Consider the following 19465-nt stretch of genomic DNA (forward strand, 5'->3'; position numbering starts at 1 on the left):
GACCGATACCCTCATTTTTGCGGCCCGTTAGGTCCGAGCGTGTACGGATTGGAACTCGCCGGTGAGGAAGACGACTTCGCCGCCCGCGAAGCCGAATCGGCCGCGACGGGCGTCGATATCGTCGCGCCCGGACTGGCGACCGCTCGGGGTGTCGATTTCGACCGCGCGAGAACCTTGGCTTACACTCGCCGAATGGTCGAACTCGTCGGCCACTGCGACCCCGATATCGAATCGGCCCGCTCGCTCGTCGAAGCCGCGAACATCGACCGCGAGGGAACCGTCGCCGTCCGCGCCCGCGACGTGCGCCGACTCACGGGTGTGAGTACCAGCGACGCCGAGATGAGCATCGGAAGCGCGCTGGTCGAACGCGGGTTCGGCGTCGATTTGGACGACCCAGACCACGAACTCCGCGTCTACTTCTCTGAGGGCAAGTGTCTCGTTGGCTGGACCGCCGTCGAGTCGATTCGTGATTACGGCGACCGAAAGCCGACCGATAGACCGTTCTTCCAACCGGGGAGTATGGCACCGCTCGATGCACGGGCGTTCGTCAACATAGCCGGTGCGAAACCCGGCGCTCGGATTCTGGACCCGATGTGTGGGACCGGCGGCGTGTTGTTAGAGGCCGGATTAGCCGGTGCCGACGTCGTCGGCGTCGATGCACAGGAGAAGATGGCCTACGGCGCACAGGAGAACGTGGACCATTACGTCGGGTCTGGAAACGTCGTTCGCGGCGATGCGACGTCGCTCCCATTCTGCGACGACTCCATCGACGGCGTCGTGTTCGACGCACCGTATGGCCGACAATCGAAGATTGCCCGGCACACACTGGAGGACTTGGTTCGCGGCGCTTTGAGCGAGGTTCGACGCGTCTCAGGACAGTGTGTGATGGTCGCCGACCGCTCGTGGGTTGACGTTGCCGAGGACGTTGGCTGGGACGTAGAACAGGTGTTCGAGCGGCGAGTTCACCGGTCGCTGGTTCGGTACGTCCATCTGTTGAACGAGTAGGGAGCCGAACAGTTCTCGATATCACGTAGAACAATCTCCGACGTTTGAGCGATGCCCATCCTGAACGCTACGTATCGAATCGAATTCGGAGACACTCCTATCGACGTTGGTGGGTAATATCTACTGATGGTGGGAACCGCCGAGTACTGGAAAGCGTTCGCTCTCATCGCCGTCTTCGTCGTCGCCGGTGGCGGTTTCTGGGTCGTCGCCGACGAAACGGTGACCGACGCGCAGCGACCGCAAACCCTCGATTCGTGTACCACGATTAGCGAACCGGGTCGGTACGCACTCACTACTGACATCACTGACAGTGAAGCGGGGACCTGCATCCGCATTCAGTCAGATGATGTCGTTCTCCTCAGTCGCGGTCATCGCCTCGACGGCGTCGGCACATTCGGAACGGCCGGTATCGTCGCCCGTTCGAACACCAAACAACCACTCGAAAACGTCACCGTACAGAACGTGACCGTCACCGACTGGGACGATGGCATCCGCTACATCGGCGTCACTGACGGAAACGTCGTTGGAACGACGACGGCGAACAATCGCGTCGGACTCTCGCTTCTCAACTCCCACGATAACCGACTCGCGGACAACGTCGCCCGCGACAACCAACTTCGGGGCATCTCGCTCCTCGAGTCCAGCGCGAACAACACGCTCGTGAACAACACCGCGAGAGACAACGCACTGTTCGGCATCCACCTCGTCGAAGCGGGAGCGCGAAACAATACCCTCGTTGGCAACACGGCGTCGAACAACGAGTTCGGTATCGTACTCATCGGCGCACACGAGAATACTCTGCGGGAGAACAGGGCGAACGAAAACCGAATCGCCGGAATTTGGCTGTCTGCCGCCCGTGACAATCGTCTCGTGAACAACTCGGTGTCGAATCGCTTCTACGGAATTTTGCTGGCCGACTTCTCTACAGGGAATCTTGTCGCAGCGAACGTCGCCACCTCGAATCCAGTGGGAATTCGGCTTCGTTCCAGCGACGAGAACCGCATCGTGAACAACTCCGTTCGGTCCAGTAGCGACAACGCGATTCTCCTGATATCGAGCGACGAGAACGTGGTTACCGGGAACAGTGGCTCGGGAAATGTGCGTGGTGTGACGGTTATTCGGTCGTCGGGGAACGTGGTGGAGAACAATTCGGTTTCGGGATGAGTGGAGCGCCTTACCGGGTGTGGGAAGGATAGTCAAAAATCAGAGTTCTACGTAGCCGAGAGACTACTTGTACGCCAACTTCGGTGCCCCGACCTGTACTCCTCGTCGGTAGAGGTAGAATATCAGAAGCGGCACTGACGCGACGAAAAGTGGGTTGAACACCGACGCGATTATATGAAGGACACCAACGGCGAGCCATATCCAATGGGGCCGCCACGCGGTCTCTGCTTTCCGTATCTTTCGGATGTCCAGTAGGAGAGAAACCAGAATAACGAGGCTGAGGAGAATCATTACCAAATCTGTGAGGAAACTGAGGACGAACCACCCAATTGGGACGAGTGGTTCTTCCGAACCGGTATTTCGAACAAAGAGTACCAGCGTCTGTCTCGAAATGATTCCGAGGACGACCGAGAGAGGGAACAACAAAACGCCGTACCACCACTGAGAAGGCGACGAACGAGAGGTGTTGGAGGGCACAACAGGGCCGACACACTAACGTTAGAAAGTTGTTGTCAAAATACTGAACTCACAAGTTACTCCCTATTCACCAACACCGTCTCGCCCGCCTTCACACTCTCACCCTTCTCAACGACAACATCCTCAACTTCGAACTCCGGCGGCAACAACACGTCCGCCCGCGACCCGAAGTCGATGTGCCCAAACCGCTCGCCACGGGCGAGTTCGTCACCCTCGCTCACGTACGGGTGAATCCGACGGGCAAACGCGCCCGCAATCTGGGAGACCTCGAACTCGCCATCCGCAGATTCGACCACGATATCCACGCGCTCGTTCTTGTCCGAGTCCTTCGAGAACGCCGGTTTGTGGGCACCGGGGCGGTGGGTCACCTCTCGTACCGTCCCCGAAACCGGGGCACGGTTGACGTGTACGTCGGTGACGTTCATGAACACACCAATTCGGACCCTATCGCCCTCTTCTCGAATCACCGAGACGTGGCCGTCGGCAGGCGAAATAACGCCTGCTTCGTCTGGGGGCGAGCGCCCGGGGTCGCGGAAGAACCAGAGGACGAACGCACCGAAGGCGAGCAAGAGTGCGCCGACTGGTGGGAACACGAAGGCGAAGATGGCCGCGCCGAAGAACGCAGGAACCGCGAAGCGTCGATAGCCGGGTGCGAACTTCATTATGCTTCGTTCCGAACTTCTGCGCCCCAACTGGTAAGCAGGTGCGTGAGGTGCAGTCGGTCGTCGATACCAGTCACGAGGTCTAAATCGACCGAGCCAGCGATTTTGTGGAGGTGTTCGAGTTCGCCGGGGCCGAACTTCTCGGGCGTAGCGTCCGCAACTCGAAGAATGTCGGCGAGGAGTTCTTGGCCTTCGTAGCCCTCGTCGTCGAGGAGCGTCGTGATGCTCTTTCGGGCATCCCGAATATCGCCGTCTCGGGCCTGAATGAGGAGCGTCTTGAGTTCGTCGTCGAAGCCAACTTCTCCGAGCGCAGCGTGGACCGACGACATGGTAATCTCGTCGGCCTCGTTCGCAGTTCGCTGGGCTGAGAGGACGGCTTTGCGGATGTTACCGTCCGAGGCGTCGGTGAGGAATTTGAGGCCGCCAGCGTCGTATTCGACGCCCTCTGCATCGAGAATCTCGGCGAGGAGAGCTTCGAGAGCGTCGTCGTCCGGTGCGGGCATCGGGACGGGGAAACAGCGCGAGCGAATCGGTGGGATGAGCTTCGAAGGCTGGCGCGTGGCGATGATGAACTGCGTGGTTCGGTGATGTTGTTCCATCACGCGGCGGAGTGCCTGCTGGAAGTCCTCGCGGATGGCTTCGGCGTTGTCGAGGACGATAGTCTTGTACGTGCCCGACATCGGGGCGTAACTCGCAGACTCCTTGAGGACGCGATTAATCATGTCGCGTTTCGCCATTCTGCTCCGTCCGTCGAGGAACTGCTCGAACCGCGGGTCGCTGCGAATCTGCTTCTTCGTTCGGTTGAAGAAATCGGCGACGTTGAGTTCGATGAGGTCGTTTTCGGGGTCGTCGTGCGCCTCGCGGGCGAGAGCGCGAACGGCGGCAGTCTTGCCGACGCCCGGCGGTCCCTGCACCACGAGGTTCATGGGTTCGTCGACGGCGCGGCGGAGACGCTCGCGTGCCTCCGGCTGTGGGAGGTCTTCGAGCGTCGGTGCGTGCGTCTCAGTCCACAGCGGCGCGTCCATTGGACTGCGGTAACAGACCGGTGGGTAAGAATCGGTCGGTCGGAACTCAGAAGGATTCGACGCACGTTTACCGCCGCCGCGATGAGTATCGTCCATGTCCATGCGCGCGACCTTCCTCGGAACCGGTGGGGCGGTTCCTACCACTGTGCGTGCGCCGAGCGCGGTTCTGGTCAACCGCGACGGCGAACGCCTGTTGTTCGATTGCGGGGAAGGCACCCAACGCCAGATGATGCGGTACGGGACGGGGTTCGGTATCTCGCATCTCTTCGTCACCCACCTCCACGGTGACCACATTCTCGGTATTCCCGGCCTGATTCAAACGCTCGATTTCAACGAACGCGAAGAGCCACTCGCTATCCACGGCCCGCCGGGGAGTAAACGCCACCTCCAGCAACTCGTTCACTCCGGTGGCTACCAACCAAGTTTCCACGTCTCGGTCCACGAAACCCGCCCCGGCAACGTCGCGTATCAGGGCGAAGACTACGAAGTCCGCGCCTTCGAGACCGAACACCGAACCTCCTCGGTCGGCTACACACTGGTTGAAGACGACCGACCCGGCCGATTCAACCGCGAACGCGCCGAAGAACTCGGCGTCCCGGTCGGACCCGAGTTCAGCAAACTCCACAACGGCGAGTCGGTGGAACTCGAAGACGGCACCATCGTCGAACCCGAACAGGTCGTCGGCGAACCCCGGCCCGGTCGCAAACTCGTCTACACCGGTGACACACGGCCGCTCGATTCGACCGCCGAGGTCGCCGAAGATGCAGACTTGCTGATTCACGATGCGACCTTCACCGACGAAGAGTCGGGGCGGGCGGTCAAAACCGGTCACGCAACCGCTCGCGAGGCCGCTCGCGTCGCCCGAGATGCAGGCGTCCGAAAACTCGCGCTGACTCACATCTCGGCCCGCTATGCGGCCCATCCAGACCCGCTCTTAGAGCAAGCAACGAGCGTCTTCGACGGTGACGTGTTCGTCGCCGAAGACGGCCAGACGGTGGAGATTCCGTTTTCGGACGCCGAGGAGTAACCACGAATCGGAGGCACGCTTTTCTCGCTTCTCGGTCCATCAACGACCATGCCGACGAACGCTTTCCACATCGTCGATGTGTTCGCGACGGCCAAGTACGCCGGAAACCAACTCGCCGTCTTCGAAGACGCAGACTCGCTCTCGGACGACGAGCAAGCCGCACTCGCCGTCGAGATGAATTATTCAGAATCGACGTTCGTCGAAGGCGAGAGCGAAGGAGGCTACGACGTACGAATCTACACGCCAGCGACGGAGATTCCATTCGCCGGGCACCCGACACTTGGAACCGCCGCAGTCCTCCGCGAACACTACGACGCGGGCGATGAAATCACTCTGAACCTCGGCGTCGGCCCGATTACCGTCACGGTTCGCGGGTCGGGTGACGACGAGACCTACTGGATGAAGCAGAACGAACCGGATTTCGGTGAGACTCTGGAACACGACAGACTCGCAGAGGTTCTCTCGCTGGGCGAATCGGACGTGGATGCCGATTGGCCCGTGCAAGTCGTCTCGACTGGGCTTCCGGCGGTGATGGTCCCGCTCCGCGACCGCGACGCACTCGGCCGGAGTGAGGTGAACCCAATCGCCTATCGAGAACTGCTCGAAGAGACTGGCGTCGAGAATCTGCTCTTGTTCTGCCCAGACCCACGCGACGAAACCAACGACTTCGCCGCGCGCATGTACTGTCTCGGCTACGGGATTCCCGAAGACCCGGCGACTGGAAGCGCAAACGGGTGTCTCGCGGGCTATCTCGCACACCACGAGTACTTCGGCGACGGTGAAGTAGAAGCGACTGTCGAACAGGGCTACGAGATGGGCCGTCCGTCGCTCCTTCATCTCGAATCGGAGACGACCGGCGACGGAATCGACATCCGCGTCGGTGGACGTGTCGAGTTCGTCGCAGAAGGGAACCTCGTCTGACGGTATCGGAGCGTGGCGACGCCTTACTTGCGGTGGTCGTCACAGACCGGCACGCGACCGTCTTCGAGTAAGACCACAGGGACGCCGAGGACGACCAACTCGCGGACGTAACGTCGAACTCGCGTCGCTGGTGCGTCGCATTCGACACACTGCGCGTCGGTTTTCGAGCCCGTCGAATCGAGGATTCGTGTCCGTGAACCAACCGTCGTTCTGGCGTAGGCTGGTTGTTTCAACAAGAGTATCACGAGTCCAGCGGCGACCACGAGACTCACCAGTGGCAGCACGATTCGGCCCGTACCCGACCGCACGAGTGCGCCGAACAGTGCCAAGAGCACGACCACGACGGCGAGTTCACGAACGAATCGCATCAGGCGGAACTGTTGGTCGAACGTTCTTGTGAAGACGAATCGTCGTCGAGCGAGCGGACGAACTGCGGATAGCCGCCTTCGCCGACCGGGATGTACACCGTGTCGGTCTCGTCTAACTTCTCGATGTATTTCTGGGCGAGTACCTCGTCAGAGAGCGATTCGGCGAGGATGCGGTTCGCGTCGGCCTCACCCTGTGCTTCGATGCGTTTTCGCTCTGCTTCGAGTTCTTCGACGGCGAGTTCGTCTTGTTTCTGTTGGCGGCGCTGCTCGGTGATTTCCTTCTGTTCGACTGCTTGGGCGTACTCCGAGGGAAGTTCGACGTTGCGAATCTGGACGGCTTCGAGGATGAGGCCATCTTTGGCGAACTCTTCGCTGAGTTCCTTCTCGGCGGCAGCTTTCAGTTTCGTCTGTCCTTCACCGGTGTAGATTTCGGTGACGCGAAGTCGGCCCGCTTCGGTCCGAAGTACCGAGCGAATCGACGGGCGAATCAGTCGTTCTTCGGCCGTTCCAAGCGTTCGGTAGTTCTGGTAAAACGAGACCGCTTTCGCGGCGTCGATTCGATAGCGGACGGTCACGTCGATATCGGTCCGGAGACCATCTTGTGTCAGGACCGTGATGGCGTCGTCACCCTGTTGGTTGCCTTCGCTACTCTTCGCAGACATCGTGTAGGACTGCGGGCGGACCGACATGGAGACGGTCGATTGGGAGATTGGGTTGACGACGTGCGCACCGGGTTCGAAGACGGTCCCGGTGGTCGCACCCCACTTTTTCACGACTTTGACGTTCCCTTCTTCGACGGGTTCCCACGCGAGGAGACCGGCGACGGGAGACGCAATCAACAGGAGGGCGAGACAGCCAATGAGGACCATCCGCGTCAACGACCGGGGAGTCGTCGAGGGCGGGGAGGGAATGTCAGAACTCATCGTGCCGGATTTTTCAGCTCGCTAATTAGTTTCTTCGACCTACATGAGGAGCCACGAGTACAGATTCCACCCCGGCGTGGAGTATATATTCAGTGCGTACCTAGTCGGTATCGTGAACGACCGGACGAGCGCGCTCGACTCGGTCGTCTTCGGCATCGACATCCAAAGCGGCGACATTCGTGGCGATTCTCCCTCGTACGCGCTCGTCGTGTTGGACAGCCGCGCCGACGAGGTAACAGTCGAGCGAGACGTGGTCTCTTTCCGAAAGTTGCGTCGCCTCATCGAACGGGACGAACCCGCGCTGATTGCGACCGACAACATGTACGAACTGGCGACTGACAAGGACGACCTCGTCCGATTTTTGCGGTGGCTTCCACACGAGTCACGGTTGGTGCAAGTCACGGGAGCAGAACGACCGGAACCCCTCTCGCGGGTGGCCGGTCGCCACGGCATCCCGTACGGCAAAGACCCGATGAAAGAAGCCGAAGCGGCCGCACGACTTGCGCTCGCCAACGTCGGCTACGAGGTGGCAGCCTTCGAGAACACGACCACCGTCAAGGTCTCTCGCGGGCGCTCGACCGGCAAGGGTGGGTGGAGTCAAGACCGCTACACGCGCCGGATTCACGGGTCTGTCAAGCGCCAGTCCCGAAAAGTCGAATCCGCGCTCAAGGAGGCCAGTCTGGAGTACGAACGCGACGTAACCGAGAAGTACGGCGGCTACTCGAACGCCATCTTCACCGTCGAAGCCCGACCACAGGACATTCCCGTGTCGAGCAGGCGTTCGGGCGATACCCGCATCGAAATCGAGCGTGAACGCCGCGACGGTATCGACTTCGAGCCACTCGTCAAGCGCCGCGACCGCGTCATCGTTGGCATCGACCCCGGCACGACCACCGGCGTCGCCGTCGTCGGCCTCGACGGTCGCGTTCTGGACGTGCATTCGACCCGAACCGCCGACACACCTGCAATCATCGAGTGGCTCATCGAACGCGGTCGCCCGACACTCGTCGCCGCAGACGTCTATCCAATGCCCGAAACCGTCGAGAAGTTCCGGCGGAGTTTCGACGCCGCTGGCTGGAATCCACCGAGCGATATCGCGGTCGATGAAAAACTCCACCGCACCCGCGACGTGGCCTACGAGAACGACCACGAACGCGACGCACTCGCCGCGGCACTGTTCGCCTTCGACGCCCACGAGGACCAGTTCGAGCGCATCTCCAGAAAGGTGCCCGCCGAAATCGACCGCGAAGAAGTCATCGCCCAGGTAATCTCCGGCGAGGAGTCGGTCGAAGCCGTCCTCAGAGAGATGCAGTCCGACGACGATGGCGACGACAACGAGGGAGGTGCGAAAGCATCCGAACAACCCGAACTGTCGCCCGAAGAGCGCGAGATTCGGGAGTTGAAATCCCGCGTGGAACGCCTCGAATCGCACATCGACGAACTCAGCAACGAACTCGAATCGAAAGACGAGACCATCGAGGAGTACAAGAAGGAACTCTCGGACGCCCGCCGAAAAGAGCGTCAAGAGGCACGAGAACGCCGCGAGGTGAATCGACTCGAACGCGACAACGGCCGATTGGAGCGTACAGTCGAATCGCTGGAGGAGACGAACGAAGCCCTCTCCGAAAAGCTCGAACGCCTGAAGTCGCTGTGGAAACTCGACCACTCGAACTTCGCGGACGTAAATATGGAGAAGAACCTCGTGCCCGTGAAAATCGTCGAGCAGTTCACGAAGGCCGCACTCGACGAGACGGTCGAACAGTACGGCATCTCGGCGGGCGACGTGGTGTACTTCCGCGATGCGAGTGGGGCGGGCCGGGCGACGGCGGAGCGACTCGCCGAGTTCGAGCCTCGCGTCGTCCTCCGTAACGGAAATCTTTCGGACGTCGCAGAGGAGATTCTCTTCGACGCTGAAATCCCGATATCACCCTCTGATGGAGTCTCGATTCAGGAGATAGACGAACTGGCGATTGCCCGCGAGAAAGAAGTTGAATCGGCGATTGCCGAGTGGGAGGCGCGTGCGAAAGAGCGCCAGAAGGAAGAACAAAAGTCGATGGTTGACCAGATTATTTCGGAACATCGCGCCGAAAACCGGCGGTGAGCGAGTGTTAGATTAAGAACTCGAATCAGTTGGCGACGGTCCCACGAGGTAGTCTCGCGTGAACGAGATAATCACCAAGAGACCGGAACTCAACGCCACGACTCCTGCGAGAAGAACGATTAGGTTGTCCAGATAGACACCAGAAGTAGTCGAGGCGACGAGATACACGAGGAGTGCGAGAAACAGCACGACGACCATGAGCCAGCGTCGTATCGATTTCAAGAGCGTGTCGGAGGGCATCGTCCAATAAAGGCACGCCATCTGCGAAAAGGTCGTGGTTCGTGAACTTTACCTGCGGAAATCACTCTGCGGCCGCTTCGCCGCCCATCAAACCGCCGACGATGAAGTAGAGCGCCGCCCCGAGAATCGGGATGAAGAACGCAATCGCCGCCCACACTGTTGCATTTCGCTCTTTGAACGTCGCATCTCGGTGAACCCGATAGGGCAGATAGACGTGGAAGACGAGGAAGTACACACCGAAGCCGATGATGTAGGGGATAAACGCCCCGCCGCTGACCGAGGCCCACATCGCCACGAGGAGGGCGAAGACAGCCAGCATGAGCGCCGCAAAGATGAAAATCGGGGCACGGGTTGTGTTTCCGGAGTCGGACATCACCCGGACTTAGCGTCGAAGTATGTTGTCGGTTTCGCCACTCGCGTTCCAGAAGTCATATCCCATATCCCCGTCAGAAACCACGTATGGACGCATACGACCTGATCACTCGGAACGCCTCCGAAGTGGTCACGGAGGACGAAGTGCGCGCGCTGGCCACAGACCCCGATGGAAAGCGAGCGTACGTGGGCTATGAGCCTTCAGGCGTCCTCCACATCGGTCACATGCTCACGGCGAACAAGCTCATCGACCTGCAGGAGGCGGGCTTCGAAATCGTCGTGCTTCTCGCAGACGTACACGCATACCTCAACGGCAAGGGCACCTTCGAGGAGATTCGCGAGACGGCCGAGCGGATGAAAGAGCAGTTCATCGCCTACGGTCTCGACGAGAGTCAGACCGAGTTCGTCCTCGGTTCGGAGTTCCAGTTGGACGAAGACTACGTACTCGACCTGCACTCGCTCGAACTCCAGACGACGCTCTCGCGTGCCGAGCGCGCGATGGCCGAAATCAAGAGCGGTGAGAGCGTGACCGTCGCGCAGGCAGTCTACCCCATCATGCAGGCACTCGACATCGTGTACCTCGACGTGGACCTCGCTATCGGTGGGATGGAACAGCGCAAAGTACACATGCTCGCCCGCGATACGCTCCCGAGCATCGACGAAGCGGCACCGACCTGTGTACACACGCCGCTCATCGCGGACCTTTCGACGGGCATCGGCAAGATGTCCTCGTCGTCGGGTGTCAGCCTCTCGATGGAGGACTCCACCGAAGATATCGAAGCGAAGGTCAACGACGCCTACTGCCCGCCGACGGCGGACCCCGAACCGACCGACGAGGGCGAAGAACGCGAGAACCCCGTCCTCCAAATCTTCGAGTACCACATCTTCCCACGCTTCGAGCGCGTCGTGGTCGAACGCCCCGACAAGTACGGCGGCAACCTCGAATACGACGACTACGAGTCGCTGGAAGAGGAACTCGAATCGGGCGAACTCCACCCGCTCGACGCGAAGGGCGCGCTCGCTGGCTACCTCGACGAACTCATCGCACCTGGCCGCGAGAAGATAAACGCCTAATTGGGGAACGAGGCCGACTCAGGCCATCCCGAACATCTTCATCACGTTCTCTGCGAGACCGCCAGCGACGAGGCCGAGTCCAGCGACGACGAACGCGAGACCAGCGGCGACGATGGGTGCTTGGATAGCGACGATAGCGATTCCGAGGACGAGACAGGCGATTCCGGCAAGACCTTTCGTACCGAGTTTATCGAGCATACCACGAACGCGAGGGCCAGCGGCCCTAAACCCGTCGCTTGACGGGAGGTTCAAATGCGAACAAACGTCGGCGGGTTTAAACACGATAACGTAGAATCGTGGCATATGAGCGACGAGAACGAGCGCCGCCGAGACCTCCGAATGCCGAACGACGACGAAGTGTTCGCCGTCGTGACGAACATGCTCGGTGCCAATCGTATTCGCGTCCGCTGTGCTGACGGCGTCGAGCGGACCGCGCGCATCCCCGGTCGGATGCAAAAACGCATCTGGATTCGAGAAGACGACGTTGTACTCGTCGAACCGTGGGATTGGCAAGACGAGAAAGCAGACGTGTCCTGGCGATACGAGAAGTCCGAAGCGGACCAACTCCGTCGCGAAGGTCACATCCAGTAACGCTCACTTCGTACTCGCGTTCTCGCGTAGGCTCGACATCTAGAGCCTTGCGCTTTTCATCTCGCCTCCCGTAGCCTCAGTCCAATGACTGACGAGTTCGGATTGGTCGAACCCCAAGAAGGGGAGGCGTTCGGAGACGAATGGGAGGAAATCGACCTCTCAGTGTCGGAAGCAGACCGCATCGCAAAGCGGAAAGACAGAGACTTCGACGAGTTTCGGATGCGGCTCAAGGATGCCGACCAGTTCAAAGTCGAGCAATCGGTGTTCGACGACGCAACCTTCGCGGCTATCTACAAACTCGTCCAAGACGGTTACATCGAAGCCTTCGGTGGCCCGATTTCGACGGGAAAAGAGGCGAACGTCTTCGAGGCGCTCGGTGACGAGAATACCGACGTTGCGGTCAAAATATACCGCATCAACGCCTCCGATTTCCGTCACATGCGCGACTATCTCGAAGGCGACCCGCGATTCCAGAGCATCGGCCACGACAAAGGTCAAGTCGTCATGGCGTGGGTCCGAAAGGAGTACGCCAACCTCCAACGCGCCCAGCGAGCGGGGGTTCGCGTCCCGAACCCAATCGCCGTCGAGCGAAACGTCCTCGTGATGGAACTCGTCGGACAGGCCGACGACCGTGCCCGTCGGCTCTCGGAAGTGAACGTCGAGAATCCACAGACCGCCTTCGAAGTCGTCCGCGAGTATATGCGACGACTCTATCGCGCCGGACTCGTCCACGGTGACCTCTCCGAATACAATCTCATCATCCACGAGGGCGAACTCGTCGTCATCGACCTCGGTCAGGCGGTCACCATCCACCACCCGAACGCCGTCTCGTTCTTAGAGCGCGACTGCCGCAACGTCGCCAAGTTCTTCAGCCGACAGGGTGCCGATGTGGATGCCGACCAATTGTACGACTTTGTGACTGCCGACGAGGAAGCCGACGAGTAAGACTCGAATCGGTCGCGAGCTGCCATTCGTCGCAGCGATGTATGCGAACAGGACACGTAGCGCCCCCGCGAGCGAACGCTTAAACCGTTCCACTGGGTATCGACTCCTATGCAGCACGTCAAGGTGCCGCAGGACCGTATCGGTGTTCTCATTGGTGAAGGTGGCTCGACGATGCGAGAAATCGAGCAACGTGCCGAAGTTCGACTCGATATCGACTCGGAGAACGGAAGCGTCGCAATCGACAGCGTCGGCGACCCCGTTCTCGGCATGATTGCCCCCGATATCGTTCGCGCCGTCGGTCGCGGCTTCGCCCCCGAGGACGCACTTGCGCTCCTGCAAGACGACATGATGATGTTCGAACTCATCGACATCAACAACCACTCGCGGAACAAGAACGACATGCGTCGGAAGAAAGGCCGCCTCATCGGTGAGAACGGTCGCACCCGCGAACTCATGGAAGAACTCACCGGTGCCGACGTCGTCATCTACGGGTCGACACTCGGCATCATCGGCAAGGCCGAAGAGGTCCAAGTGGTTCGCCGCGCCGTCGAGATGATTCTCGATGGTGCCCCGCACGGTGCAGTGTACTCGTTCCTCGAACGGAAGCACAACGAACTGACCCAGGGCTTCAACGTCCGCAACAACTAGTCACCGACACCGATGCGGTGCTGACGCCACGTATCGTTTTTTCATCATCACCCCCCGTCGAGTCGCGACGTTCGCAGTTCGGGACGAGGAACTGACTATTTGGACCCCTCTCCGGCGCACGCCGAATTCCGCTCCAACGACGGTAATAAACCCGCATAATCGACAGCCACCGCAGCCATTCGATGGCGACACTGTGTTGCGTTTTAACATACCATGGTTCAAAACGCTTTTATAGAATCACAAACAAAGAATGCGCTGAACATGGCGCAGCGAATGCAGCAGGGTCAACCCATGATTATCCTGGGTGAAGACTCGCAGCGAACCTCCGGTAAAGATGCACAGTCGATGAACATCACAGCCGGAAAAGCCGTGGCCGAAGCCGTACGCACGACGCTCGGCCCCAAGGGAATGGACAAGATGCTGGTCGATTCGTCGGGTCAGGTCGTCGTCACGAACGACGGCGTCACCATCCTCAAAGAGATGGACATCGACCACCCCGCGGCGAACATGATCGTCGAAGTCTCCGAGACGCAAGAAGACGAAGTCGGAGACGGGACGACGACCGCTGTCGTTATCGCGGGCGAATTGCTCGACCAAGCAGAAGACCTCCTCGACTCTGACGTCCACGCGACGACCATCGCACAGGGGTACCGTCAGGCCGCCGAGAAGGCCAAGGAAGTCCTCGAATCGAAGGCTATCGACGTGACCGAGGACGACCGCGAAACCCTCCTGAAGATTGCCGCTACTGCGATGACCGGCAAGGGCGCAGAGTCCGCCAAGGATCTGCTCGCCGAACTCGTCGTCGACGGCGTACTCGCCGTTCGGGACGAAGACGGCATCGACACGGACAACATCTCCGTCGAGAAGGTCGTCGGCGGCACTATCAACAACTCCGAACTCGTCGAAGGCGTCATCGTCAACAAGGAACGCGTCGACGAGAACATGCCTTACGGCGTCGAAGACGCGAACATCGCCATCCTCGACGACGCACTCGAAGTCAAGGAGACGTCAATCGACGCAGAAGTCAACGTCACCGACCCCGACCAGCTTCAGCAGTTCCTCGACCAGGAAGAAAAACAGCTGAAGGAGATGGTGGACCAGCTCGTTGACGTCGGCGCAGACGTCGTGTTCGTCGGCGACGGCATCGACGACATGGCCCAGCACTACCTCGCCAAGGAAGGCATCCTCGCGGTCCGCCGTGCCAAGTCCTCGGACCTCAAGCGCATCGCCCGCGCGACGGGTGGCCGCGTCGTCAGCAACCTCGACGACCTCGAAGCAGACGACCTCGGCTTCGCTGGCTCTGTTGCCCAGAAGGACGTCGGCGGCGACGAGCGCATCTTCGTCGAAGACGTCGAAGACGCGAAGTCCGTCACGCTCATCCTCCGCGGTGGCACCGAACACGTCGTCGACGAACTCGAACGCGCCATCGACGACTCGCTCGGCGTCGTTCGCACGACGCTCGAAGACGGCAAAGTACTCCCCGGCGGCGGCGCACCCGAGACGGAACTCTCGCTCGCCCTGCGTGAATTCGCTGACTCTGTCGGCGGTCGCGAACAGCTCGCCGTCGAAGCCTTCGCCGAGGCACTCGATGTCATCCCACGCACCCTCGCAGAGAACGCTGGTCTCGACCCCATCGACTCGCTCGTGAACCTCCGCTCGCGCCACGACGCCGGTGAGTTCGCTGCCGGTCTCGACGCCTACACGGGCGACGTCATCGACATGGAAGCAGAGGGCGTCGTCGAACCCCTCCGTGTCAAGACCCAAGCCATCGAATCCGCAACCGAAGCCGCCGTCATGATTCTCCGCATCGACGACGTCATCGCGGCTGGCGACCTCTCCGGTGGCCAGACCGGTGACGACGACGATGACGAGATGGGCGGTATGGGCGGCATGGGTGGAATGGGCGGTATGGGCGGCATGGGCGGCGCGATGTAAATCGCTCCCTCATAGGCCACCATACACTCACCACCGACTCCCGAATCGACACACGACCGTCGGCCCGGTTTCACATCATTTTCTACGGTTTCACCCCAGCCAGCCGTCGCTCTACGAGTGAAACCGACGTTAACATCGACGTAAACGATACCCCACGAGACAGGTATTTCGCAACGAACACACCCGAGTGTCGAAACATCCGTTTTCGAAGCTATTTCTCGACAAATACAGCTAATCGTGGGGTTATTCACATCGAAATGACGAATCACCGACGCCTACTTATGACCCATGACATCGACTAACAAGATATGTCCTCCACCGGGACTACGGACACCCTCGCCGTCTCGGACTCTCCAACCTCGTCCAGACGACAGCCGTTCCTCGCAGTAGTCAGCCCCCACGTCGCTGAAGCGGCCGCCGTCGCAACCGCAGTCCTCCCTGGCGTCACACCCGTCATCCACGCGCCCCATCCCACCGCACCCGCACGCCTTCGTGCGACGCTCGCTTCGATACGCAACCCAGAAGCACCACTCGTCGTCGCCACAGACAGCGCCGCAATCGCGCGTGACGCGGACCGCATCATCGTCACCGATGGCGGCAGCGTCCTCGAAGATGGCACACCCGACGAGTTACTCGCGCTCCCGAGTGTCTACGCCCATCGGTACAGCGAAGAAATTGGCGCGAACTTCGCCGGCCCCGACCCCGACATCGCCGACGAGTAGCACCCGAACGATTTCGTCGCTGGCGGGGAGAGGTCAACTATGGGCGACAGAGCGTGCTACCGAGAGTTCTGTCCAGCGTGCGACGCCTCGGTGACTATCGTCGATGAAACGTGCCCGGAGTGTGGCCGCGAGTTGCAACTCCGCTAACTATCGTTCGTCGTCGATGTGGTGGATGGCATTCGGCGAGAACAATCGACCGCTCGATACCTCGACCCATCCGTTACCAAGAATTCGAACCGACCCTTCGTGCAGAATCGTCTCCTTCTCAGCGTCCCCGTAGACGACGGCGTGGTCGATTTCGTGGACGAAGAGTTCCTGAGGGAGCGACATCGGTGAGAAGACCATTGGTCCGAACACACGCCACGGAATGATGAATGTTTGCCAAAACAGAGAGATAACGAAGTCCTACACCGGAGTAAGAGTGCGTTAATCGAACGACGAGAGTGAGAACGTCACTGTCGCTCATAGAGGATTCCAACACACCTCGCTGCCGCTCGACGGTTCCCATGAAAAACCAAAAGAGCGCGACAGGACTCCCGAGAGCAACGCGAGTGGGACTCAGTGAACAGAGTTCACGGGATTGAGCAAACGCGAAGCGTTTGCGACGGGATTCGAACCTCGGTCGCAACGAGTTGCTCCCTGATTCGAATCCCGCACGCGGCGCTCTCGATTTCACTTCGTTCAATACGAGAGCGAGCGCGACGGGATTCGAACCCGCGGCCGTCGGATTAGAAGTCCGATGCTCTGTCCAACTGAGCTACGCGCCCTCGTCTCTCACAAACAGGTGCCAAATGAAAAACGAATCGGCTTCTATCCGTCGAACCGGTACAACGAGGTCACGTAGGGGAGTCGATTGAACATCCAGTACGCGATGGGGAGGCCGATAATCGTGACCGCGAAGAACGCCGCCGCATTGGCCCAGAACCAACTGAGCCACCAACCGACGAAGATGAAGTACGGAACACGGACGAGCAGTGAGTGCTGACTCCGTCCGTCTTCAGCCGAGAGGTTTCGCGACTCTTTGAGCGACAGCACGGTGGGCACGAGGTTGATGAGTGCGATGCCGAGCGGGATACCGATGATGGTGGCGTTGAGGAACCACGCGATGTTGACGACGACGGGCGTGGCCCACCAACCGATGAAGATGAACCAGAGGGCCCGCACGAGGAGAGAGCGGTCTGCCATAGTGAGTACACGTCGGGGTGGTGGAAAAATCACGCGGCAGGCCGAAAGAAGTGGACGGTTCGAAAGGAGGGGTTTAACAGCGCCAACGCGGTATGACCGCCCATGAAAGTCATCGGGACAGTTGGCCTGCCCGGAAGCGGAAAGGGCGAACTCGCCGACGTCGCCCGCGAGGCAGGAATTCCTGTCGTGACGATGGGCGATATCATCCGCGAGGAGTGCCGAAACCGCGGTCTCGACCCGGCGACCGACCACGGGAAGATTGCCAAAGCACTCCGCGAGGAAGAGGGTGACGACGCTATCGCCGCACGGTCGCTTCCCGTCATCGAGTCACACCTCGAATCGAACGACTTGGTGGTCGTCGATGGCCTTCGCTCGGGCGTCGAACTAGATTGCTTCCACGGGGCGTTCGGCGACGAGTTCGTACTCGTGAGCGTCGAAGCGCCGTTCGAGATGCGTGCCGACCGCCTGTTGGACCGCGGGCGCGACGAGAGCGATACCGACCTCGAAGCCCTGAAGAAGCGCGAAGAGCGCGAACTGAACTTCGGCATGGGTAAGGCGATGGAGCGCGCCGACGTCGTGATTCAAAATACAGACTCCCTCGAAGCGTACCGGGAGAAGATCACGCGACTATTCGAAGACGGCCCAGAGGCCGTCGCGGAGGCAGAACAATGATTTACAGCGTCGATGTCCGCATCGAAGCACCCGTTCGTGACACGGAAGTCACCGACCGGGTGAAAGATGCAATCTCGAACATCTTCCCGGCAGTCGAAGTGGAATCCGAACCCGGCCGATTGGTCGGCGAGTCGCACGAACTCGAACGGTTCTCCCAACGCCTGCACGAACAGACCATCCTCGATACCGCACGCCGCGAGTTCGCCAAGCGCAAGGACGACGAAGGCTTCTCGTTTTCGCTCAAGAAGCAAGCCGCGTTCAAGGGCGTCGTCAACTTCTCGGTCGGCAGTCCCGACGAACTCGGTGACATCGAAGTCCACGTTCGCGTGCGCGACCCCTCCGTTGACGAACTCATCGACCACATCGCGCCGCCGACGAAAGACGGAAAGCCAATCGACCCGGCCGACCGCTAATTTCAGGCGACCAACAGCGCCACCGCGAGCGCGATAAAGACGATTTTGAGACTGGTGTTGACGACGATGACCTTCGACCCGAACGACGGGCCCCAGATGCCGTACTGAAACGGAATCGACCGCTTGAACGTCGAGACGGTAAAGGAGACGATGCCGCCGAGAAGCATCGTCGCAACCGCCTGCGTGGAGGTGAACGTCTCACCGATGAGCGGTGCAATCGTCGCCGCGCCAGCGGTCGTATCGAACGCGAACACGGCAATCACGGGCACTGCCGCACCGGGTAGGCCGACGAGCGTTGCGAGCGGGTCGGCGAAGGCTGTGAGTGCGTCAAGGTCCGTCGTTTGGACGAGGAGCGTCACGAGCGTGTAGACGAGTGCGAGACGCGGCACGAGACGCTTCAGTTTGCGCCACGTCTTGTGGGCGGCTTCTTCGACCAGTTCGCGTTTCGTCTGGTCGTTGGCTTCGTCGCCAGCACCGTCGGTTTCGACTGAGGAGGTTGTGGTCGTCGGTCGGCTTGAGAGTAGCACCGCGCCAGCGACGACGCCGGTAATCGTGATGGCGAGTGCGATTGCGGCGCGCGAACCGACGTACAGCAAGCCGACTTCGTAGCCCAGAATCGGAATCAGCACCGGCCAGTAGAAGGTGAAAATGTGCTGGACGAAGCCGAAGAACGTGTTGATAGTAACAGCAATAAGCGTCTCTCGGTCATCGAGATTTCCGGATTCGCGGAACTCTGCGAGCATGCCGTAGCCAGCAGTCGTCGAAGCGGCCGTCGTGACGATGGCCGTGCCAACCTCGTCGGGAAGGTTCGCCGGACCCGTGAGATACCGAGAGAGACCGGCGATTCGTTCGACGAGACCGAGAGAGACCACGAGGTTCGCGGCGAACACCCCGAGAGCGATGTAGAGGGTGATGCGTGCGACTCGCGGGAGTACGTCGAACAGGACGGGCAAGACGACCGACGGTTGCATACGTCGTGGTCCGAAGTGAGGAAA

General features: G+C 60.2%; 23 protein-coding genes and 1 tRNA gene. 13 read left to right on the forward strand and 11 right to left on the reverse strand.

The annotated features are described in order from the left end of the window. The first annotated feature begins 48 nt into the window (after positions 1-48). On the forward strand, positions 49-1005 hold the full coding sequence (locus ACK509_RS08165; protein ID WP_410766268.1) for a methyltransferase domain-containing protein: 957 nt from the start codon (positions 49-51) through the stop codon (positions 1003-1005). Between the two features lie 126 nt (positions 1006-1131). Continuing rightward, positions 1132-2169 (forward strand): nitrous oxide reductase family maturation protein NosD, encoded by a 1038-nt coding sequence (locus ACK509_RS08170; RefSeq protein WP_410765988.1) that lies wholly within the window; start codon positions 1132-1134, stop codon positions 2167-2169. Positions 2170-2702: 533 nt separating this feature from the next. Here ACK509_RS08170 and ACK509_RS08175 read toward each other — a convergent pair. Together ACK509_RS08175 and ACK509_RS08180 are read right to left on the reverse strand one after the other, a co-directional pair. Continuing rightward, on the reverse strand, positions 2703-3308 hold the full coding sequence (locus tag ACK509_RS08175) for a protein sorting system archaetidylserine decarboxylase (protein ID WP_410765989.1): 606 nt from the start codon (positions 3306-3308) through the stop codon (positions 2703-2705). Continuing rightward, positions 3308-4333, reverse strand: coding sequence for an AAA family ATPase (locus tag ACK509_RS08180; RefSeq protein ID WP_410765990.1), 1026 nt, complete (start codon positions 4331-4333; stop codon positions 3308-3310). Before ACK509_RS08180 ends, ACK509_RS08175 begins: the two co-directional genes overlap by 1 nt. A gap of 100 nt (positions 4334-4433) precedes the next feature. On the opposite strand from ACK509_RS08180, the gene rnz reads away from it, so the two are divergent. Further along, complete coding sequence (gene rnz, locus ACK509_RS08185) at positions 4434-5360, forward strand: ribonuclease Z (RefSeq protein ID WP_410766269.1); 927 nt, start codon at positions 4434-4436, stop codon at positions 5358-5360. Between the two features lie 48 nt (positions 5361-5408). Continuing rightward, the gene (locus ACK509_RS08190; protein WP_410765991.1) at positions 5409-6281 is read left to right on the forward strand and encodes a PhzF family phenazine biosynthesis protein; all 873 of its coding nucleotides are present in this window, start codon (positions 5409-5411) and stop codon (positions 6279-6281) included. A 23-nt stretch (positions 6282-6304) separates the two neighbouring features. On the opposite strand, the gene ACK509_RS08195 is transcribed toward ACK509_RS08190, so the two are convergent. Both ACK509_RS08195 and ACK509_RS08200 read right to left on the reverse strand, forming a co-directional pair. After that, on the reverse strand, positions 6305-6649 hold the full coding sequence (locus ACK509_RS08195; protein WP_410765992.1) for a hypothetical protein: 345 nt from the start codon (positions 6647-6649) through the stop codon (positions 6305-6307). After that, positions 6649-7572 (reverse strand): prohibitin family protein, encoded by a 924-nt coding sequence (locus ACK509_RS08200; protein WP_410765993.1) that lies wholly within the window; start codon positions 7570-7572, stop codon positions 6649-6651. The genes ACK509_RS08195 and ACK509_RS08200 overlap by 1 nt, the downstream gene beginning before the upstream one ends. A gap of 112 nt (positions 7573-7684) precedes the next feature. Here ACK509_RS08200 and ACK509_RS08205 point away from each other — a divergent pair, with 112 nt between their 5' ends. Beyond that, entirely contained in the window at positions 7685-9673 is a 1989-nt protein-coding gene (locus ACK509_RS08205; RefSeq protein ID WP_410765994.1) for a DUF460 domain-containing protein, read from the forward strand. Between the two features lie 12 nt (positions 9674-9685). On the opposite strand, the gene ACK509_RS08210 is transcribed toward ACK509_RS08205, so the two are convergent. Together ACK509_RS08210 and ACK509_RS08215 are read right to left on the reverse strand one after the other, a co-directional pair. Then, the gene (locus ACK509_RS08210; RefSeq protein ID WP_410765995.1) at positions 9686-9913 is read right to left on the reverse strand and encodes a hypothetical protein; all 228 of its coding nucleotides are present in this window, start codon (positions 9911-9913) and stop codon (positions 9686-9688) included. A 61-nt stretch (positions 9914-9974) separates the two neighbouring features. Next, positions 9975-10286, reverse strand: a complete 312-nt coding sequence (locus tag ACK509_RS08215) for a PLDc N-terminal domain-containing protein (protein ID WP_410765996.1) — start codon at positions 10284-10286, stop codon at positions 9975-9977. Positions 10287-10372: 86 nt separating this feature from the next. On the opposite strand from ACK509_RS08215, the gene ACK509_RS08220 reads away from it, so the two are divergent. Next, entirely contained in the window at positions 10373-11359 is a 987-nt protein-coding gene (locus ACK509_RS08220) for a tyrosine--tRNA ligase (protein WP_410765997.1), read from the forward strand. Between the two features lie 18 nt (positions 11360-11377). Here ACK509_RS08220 and ACK509_RS08225 read toward each other — a convergent pair whose 3' ends face one another. Then, complete coding sequence (locus tag ACK509_RS08225) at positions 11378-11557, reverse strand: hypothetical protein (protein WP_410765998.1); 180 nt, start codon at positions 11555-11557, stop codon at positions 11378-11380. Positions 11558-11662: 105 nt separating this feature from the next. Between ACK509_RS08225 and eif1A the strand changes: the two genes are divergently transcribed. The 5 genes from eif1A (at position 11663) to ACK509_RS08250 (ending at position 16200) form a co-directional block, all read left to right on the forward strand. Continuing rightward, positions 11663-11950, forward strand: coding sequence for a translation initiation factor eIF-1A (gene eif1A, locus ACK509_RS08230; protein ID WP_390225098.1), 288 nt, complete (start codon positions 11663-11665; stop codon positions 11948-11950). An 84-nt stretch (positions 11951-12034) separates the two neighbouring features. Beyond that, positions 12035-12895, forward strand: a complete 861-nt coding sequence (rio1, locus tag ACK509_RS08235; RefSeq protein ID WP_410765999.1) for a serine/threonine-protein kinase Rio1 — start codon at positions 12035-12037, stop codon at positions 12893-12895. 108 nt (positions 12896-13003) lie between these two features. After that, a complete protein-coding gene (locus ACK509_RS08240; protein ID WP_410766000.1) occupies positions 13004-13543 on the forward strand; it encodes a KH domain-containing protein in 540 nt (179 codons plus the stop codon). Between the two features lie 291 nt (positions 13544-13834). Next, complete coding sequence (thsA, locus tag ACK509_RS08245) at positions 13835-15478, forward strand: thermosome subunit alpha (RefSeq protein WP_410766270.1); 1644 nt, start codon at positions 13835-13837, stop codon at positions 15476-15478. A 308-nt stretch (positions 15479-15786) separates the two neighbouring features. Then, complete coding sequence (locus tag ACK509_RS08250; protein WP_410766001.1) at positions 15787-16200, forward strand: hypothetical protein; 414 nt, start codon at positions 15787-15789, stop codon at positions 16198-16200. A gap of 147 nt (positions 16201-16347) precedes the next feature. Here the strand turns inward: ACK509_RS08250 and ACK509_RS08255 are convergent, their stop codons facing one another. From ACK509_RS08255 to ACK509_RS08265, 3 genes are all read right to left on the reverse strand, one after another. After that, positions 16348-16545 (reverse strand): hypothetical protein, encoded by a 198-nt coding sequence (locus ACK509_RS08255; protein ID WP_410766002.1) that lies wholly within the window; start codon positions 16543-16545, stop codon positions 16348-16350. Between the two features lie 348 nt (positions 16546-16893). After that, positions 16894-16967 (reverse strand) — tRNA-Arg (locus ACK509_RS08260). 43 nt (positions 16968-17010) lie between these two features. Further along, positions 17011-17385 (reverse strand): YccF domain-containing protein, encoded by a 375-nt coding sequence (locus tag ACK509_RS08265; RefSeq protein ID WP_410766003.1) that lies wholly within the window; start codon positions 17383-17385, stop codon positions 17011-17013. Positions 17386-17487: 102 nt separating this feature from the next. Between ACK509_RS08265 and ACK509_RS08270 the strand changes: the two genes are divergently transcribed. Both ACK509_RS08270 and ACK509_RS08275 read left to right on the forward strand, forming a co-directional pair. Continuing rightward, the gene (locus tag ACK509_RS08270; RefSeq protein WP_410766004.1) at positions 17488-18057 is read left to right on the forward strand and encodes an AAA family ATPase; all 570 of its coding nucleotides are present in this window, start codon (positions 17488-17490) and stop codon (positions 18055-18057) included. Next, a complete protein-coding gene (locus tag ACK509_RS08275) occupies positions 18054-18470 on the forward strand; it encodes an RNA-binding domain-containing protein (RefSeq protein ID WP_410766005.1) in 417 nt (138 codons plus the stop codon). The genes ACK509_RS08270 and ACK509_RS08275 overlap by 4 nt, the downstream gene beginning before the upstream one ends. A 2-nt stretch (positions 18471-18472) precedes the next feature. On the opposite strand, the gene ACK509_RS08280 is transcribed toward ACK509_RS08275, so the two are convergent. Beyond that, positions 18473-19441: a nucleoside recognition protein gene (locus ACK509_RS08280; protein WP_410766006.1), complete on the reverse strand. Its 969-nt coding sequence runs from the start codon at positions 19439-19441 to the stop codon at positions 18473-18475. Between the last annotated feature and the right edge of the window lie 24 nt (positions 19442-19465).

It is taken from the genome of Haloferax sp. DFSO60, from assembly GCF_046557615.1.
Lineage (GTDB): Archaea > Halobacteriota > Halobacteria > Halobacteriales > Haloferacaceae > Haloferax.

Excerpts from the sequence above, each read along its gene's own strand:
- ACK509_RS08170 (WP_410765988.1), top strand. The coding sequence starts at position 1,132 with ATGGTGGGAACCGCCGAGTACTGGAAAGCGTTCGCTCTCATCGCCGTC.
- ACK509_RS08175 (WP_410765989.1), bottom strand. The coding sequence starts at position 3,308 with ATGAAGTTCGCACCCGGCTATCGACGCTTCGCGGTTCCTGCGTTCTTC.
- ACK509_RS08180 (WP_410765990.1), bottom strand. The coding sequence starts at position 4,333 with ATGGACGCGCCGCTGTGGACTGAGACGCACGCACCGACGCTCGAAGAC.
- rnz (WP_410766269.1), top strand. The coding sequence starts at position 4,434 with ATGCGCGCGACCTTCCTCGGAACCGGTGGGGCGGTTCCTACCACTGTG.
- ACK509_RS08190 (WP_410765991.1), top strand. The coding sequence starts at position 5,409 with ATGCCGACGAACGCTTTCCACATCGTCGATGTGTTCGCGACGGCCAAG.
- ACK509_RS08195 (WP_410765992.1), bottom strand. The coding sequence starts at position 6,649 with ATGCGATTCGTTCGTGAACTCGCCGTCGTGGTCGTGCTCTTGGCACTG.
- ACK509_RS08200 (WP_410765993.1), bottom strand. The coding sequence starts at position 7,572 with ATGAGTTCTGACATTCCCTCCCCGCCCTCGACGACTCCCCGGTCGTTG.
- ACK509_RS08210 (WP_410765995.1), bottom strand. The coding sequence starts at position 9,913 with ATGCCCTCCGACACGCTCTTGAAATCGATACGACGCTGGCTCATGGTC.
- ACK509_RS08215 (WP_410765996.1), bottom strand. The coding sequence starts at position 10,286 with ATGTCCGACTCCGGAAACACAACCCGTGCCCCGATTTTCATCTTTGCG.
- ACK509_RS08220 (WP_410765997.1), top strand. The coding sequence starts at position 10,373 with ATGGACGCATACGACCTGATCACTCGGAACGCCTCCGAAGTGGTCACG.
- ACK509_RS08225 (WP_410765998.1), bottom strand. The coding sequence starts at position 11,557 with ATGCTCGATAAACTCGGTACGAAAGGTCTTGCCGGAATCGCCTGTCTC.
- eif1A (WP_390225098.1), top strand. The coding sequence starts at position 11,663 with ATGAGCGACGAGAACGAGCGCCGCCGAGACCTCCGAATGCCGAACGAC.
- rio1 (WP_410765999.1), top strand. The coding sequence starts at position 12,035 with ATGACTGACGAGTTCGGATTGGTCGAACCCCAAGAAGGGGAGGCGTTC.
- ACK509_RS08240 (WP_410766000.1), top strand. The coding sequence starts at position 13,004 with ATGCAGCACGTCAAGGTGCCGCAGGACCGTATCGGTGTTCTCATTGGT.
- thsA (WP_410766270.1), top strand. The coding sequence starts at position 13,835 with ATGATTATCCTGGGTGAAGACTCGCAGCGAACCTCCGGTAAAGATGCA.
- ACK509_RS08250 (WP_410766001.1), top strand. The coding sequence starts at position 15,787 with ATGTCCTCCACCGGGACTACGGACACCCTCGCCGTCTCGGACTCTCCA.
- ACK509_RS08255 (WP_410766002.1), bottom strand. The coding sequence starts at position 16,545 with ATGGTCTTCTCACCGATGTCGCTCCCTCAGGAACTCTTCGTCCACGAA.
- ACK509_RS08265 (WP_410766003.1), bottom strand. The coding sequence starts at position 17,385 with ATGGCAGACCGCTCTCTCCTCGTGCGGGCCCTCTGGTTCATCTTCATC.
- ACK509_RS08270 (WP_410766004.1), top strand. The coding sequence starts at position 17,488 with ATGAAAGTCATCGGGACAGTTGGCCTGCCCGGAAGCGGAAAGGGCGAA.
- ACK509_RS08275 (WP_410766005.1), top strand. The coding sequence starts at position 18,054 with ATGATTTACAGCGTCGATGTCCGCATCGAAGCACCCGTTCGTGACACG.
- ACK509_RS08280 (WP_410766006.1), bottom strand. The coding sequence starts at position 19,441 with ATGCAACCGTCGGTCGTCTTGCCCGTCCTGTTCGACGTACTCCCGCGA.